Origin of the sequence: Minwuia thermotolerans, assembly GCF_002924445.1 — a bacterium.
Classification (GTDB): domain Bacteria; phylum Pseudomonadota; class Alphaproteobacteria; order Minwuiales; family Minwuiaceae; genus Minwuia; species Minwuia thermotolerans.
The window spans coordinates 1-3,566 of the sequence record NZ_PIGG01000082.1; the positions used below are offsets into that span (position 1 = coordinate 1).

Genomic DNA, 3,566 nt, shown 5'->3' on the forward strand with positions numbered 1-3,566 from the left:
TTCGTGATCGACACGACGCGCCTGGACGGCAACGACACCCTCGACGGCGGCGCGGACACCGACGACCTGCGGGTTTCGGGCGGCGGCGACATCACCGCCGATCAGCTTGCCAACACGAGCAATTTCGAACGCCTCACCCTGGTCTCCGACCTCGAGACGACGGTCGAGCTGCGCGACAACACCCTGCGCAATTCCGGCAATGTCATCGTCGACGCCTCGGCGCTGGCGGCGGCGACCAGCTTCCTGCTGATCGACGCGGCGCTGAAGACCGATGCGGCGATCGAACTGATCGGCGGCGGCTCCGAGGACGTCGCCTTCGGCACCAGCCTCGACGATACGCTCGCCGGCAATGCCGATCAGGACGCCCTGTTCGGCAATGACGGCAACGACATCATCGATGGCGGCGCGGATTCCGATCTCGTTGACGGCGGGGCCGGCAACGATGCGATCGCGGGCGGTGCGGGCCAGGACGCCCTGGTCGGCGGCCTGGGCGACGACACGCTGGACGGCGGCGCCGATCTCGACGTCGTGGACTTCACCGATGCGGGCTCCGCGGTCACCGTCGATCTGACCGCCGGTACGGCGAGCGGCGAGGGCGCCGACGTCCTTGCCGATATCGAGGCGGTGCTGGGTTCGGCCCAGGCCGACGATCTGACCGCGAACGCCGGTTCGGCCGAAGGCGCGCTGTTCGGCGGCGCGGGCGGCGACACGCTGACCGGCACGGCCGGGAACGAGGGGCTGTTCGGCCAGCTCGGCGACGACAGCGCGGAAGGCGGCGCGGGCTCCGACTTCCTCTCCGGCGGCGGCGGCAACGACACCTTGCGGGCGGGCGACGGCAATGACGACGTGGTCGGCGGTGCGGGCGACGACCTGATCGAGGGCGGCGCCGGCAACGACCTTCTGCTGGGCGACGATCCGGCCGATGGCGGCCAGGCGCTCGGCTTCGACGGCGTTGACGACGCGGTGTTCGTGCCGAATCTCGAAGGCGTCTCCGGCACCTCCGACCTCAGTTTCGAAGCTTGGCTCACGCCCGGAATCTCTGCCGACATGGCCGTCCTCGACATGCGCGCCGATCAGGCCGGCTTCGAGAAGGGCTTCTTCTTCGGCTTCGTCGCCGACGGTCAGGGCGGGCTCATCTCCCACGCCCGGATCGCCGACGGCGCGGGCAATGTGATCACGCTGGACGGTTCGGCGCTCTCGCTGGCCGGCACGGCGCAGCACTTCGCCGTCACCGTCGACCGCGACGGGCTGATGTCGATCCTGGTCGACGGGGTGGTGGATCAGACGATCGACATCTCGTCGCTGGACGGCGTCGACATCTCGACCAGCGATCCGCTGTTCCTGGGCGAAAGCAACCTGGACGATACCTTCACCAGCTATACCGGCGCGATGGACGAGGTGCGGCTGTGGTCCGTGGCGCGCACCGACGCCGAGATCGCCGGGGCGCATGACGATCTGCTGGTGGGCGACGAGACGGGACTGGAACTCTATTACCAGTTCCACGATCTGCCGGTGCAGTTCACCGCCGACGAGACGGCGAACGGCAATACGGGCTTCTTCCTGGGCGGACCGGCGCTGGAGACCTCGACTGCGGTCATCAACGACGTCACCAGCGGCAATGACACGCTGATCGGCGGCGCGGGCGACGATTCCATGGATGGCGGCGCGGGCATCGATACCGCCGACTATTCGGCTTCGACAGGCGCCGTCTCGGTCGACCTGCTGGCCGGCGTCGCAAGCGACGGCGAGGGCGGCGCCGATGCGCTGGCCAATTTCGAAGTGGTGGTCGGATCGGCCAATGACGACAGCCTGGCCGGCTCGAACGATGCCAACACCCTGCTGGGCGGCGCGGGCGGCGATCTTCTGGTCGGCAATGGCGGCAATGACAGCCTGTCCGGCGAGGCCGGCGACGACACGCTCTCCGGCGCCAGCGCAGGCGCCGGCGACGATACGCTGGACGGCGGCGACGGGACGGACACGGCGACCTATGCCAGCGCCACGAACGGCATTGCCGCCGATCTCGGCGCGGGCACGGTTTCGGGCGACGCCAGCGTCGGCAATGACAGCATCACCGGCGTCGAGAACCTGGTCGCCAGCGGCTTCGCCGACACGGTTCAGGGCGACGCGGCCGCCAACCTGCTGCAGCTCGGCGCGGGCAACGATCTCGCCGACGGCGGCGCGGGTGCCGACACCATCCAGGGCGAGGCCGGCGACGACGATATCGCGGGCGAGGCCGGCGACGACGTCCTCCAGGGCGGCGACGGCAGCGACACGCTGGCCGGCGGTGCGGGTGCCGACACGCTCGATGGCGGCAACGGCATCGACACGGCGGACTTTGCCGAGGACACAGGCGCGGTCAGCGTCGATCTTGTGGCGGGAACGGCCAGCGACGGCTTCGGCGGCGCCGACAGCCTGACCGGCATCGAAAACGTGACGGGTTCGGGCTTCGCCGACGCCATCGGCGGCGACGCGGCGGCCAATCTGCTGGCCGGCGGCGCGGGCGCGGACACGATCTCCGGCGGCGACGGAACCGATACGCTTTCGGGCGGCGATGGCGCGGATACGCTGGACGGCGGTTCGGGCGCGGACGTCATCGATGGCGGGGCCGGCGCGGACAGCCTGAACGGCGGCGCGGGCGACGATACGCTGGACGGCGGCGACGGCGTGGACACGGCCGACTACGCGGCCGAAACCGCGGGCGTGACGGTCGACCTGGGTCTCGGCACGGCTACGGACGGCGGCGGCGGCTCGGACGTCATCACGGGCGTCGAGAATGTCATCGGCTCCGACCAGGCCGACGCCCTCACCGGCGATTCGGCGGACAACAGCCTGTCCGGCGGTCTGGGCGACGACACGCTCGGCGGCAGCGAGGGCGCGGACACGCTGGATGGCGGCGGCGGCACGGACACTGCCGACTTCAGCGCCCTTCAGGGCGGCGCAATTGCGGGCGGCGCCGGCGTCGCGACGCCGAACAATGCCGGCACCTTCGTCAACCTGACCGACGGCGAGGGCTTCTTCTGGGATATCCAGCAGGATCTGTCGATCATCAACGGCACCAACGACGCCTATGACGACGGCCAGAACGTCACCTTCGGGGTCTTCGGCGGGGCCAGCACCACCTACACGGGCAGCACCCTGTTCGCCAGCGCCGACGGGCGCACCATCGAGGGCACGGCCGATACATCCGTTGCGGGGCTGAGCTTCAACCGCCGGCTCTTCGTGCCGGACGACGAGGGCTTCGCGCGCTTCCTGGAATCGGTGACCAACACCTCCGGCGTGCAGCAGACCGTGACCCTGACGATCAGCGGCAATCTGGGCTCGGACGGCGGCACCTTCGTGGTCGACACCAGCTCCGGCGACGCGCTGACGGACAACACCGACCGGTTCATCATTTCCGACGATTCGGCCGACGGCAATGGCGGCTCCGACCCGACCATGCTGCATTACTTCGAAGGGATCGGCGCCGCCAACTCGGCCGATCTCGTCAGTCTGGTCAACGGCAACGACAACTACACCATCGGCTTCACCTTCACGGTGGAGGCCGGCGAAACCGCCTCGATCATGCA

1 protein-coding gene is annotated in these 3,566 nt (G+C 69.7%); it reads left to right on the forward strand.

Features of this window, described 5'->3' with window-relative positions:
* On the forward strand, positions 1 to 3,566 hold a 3,566-nt coding region (locus tag CWC60_RS23160), incomplete at both ends, for a beta strand repeat-containing protein (protein WP_420891182.1).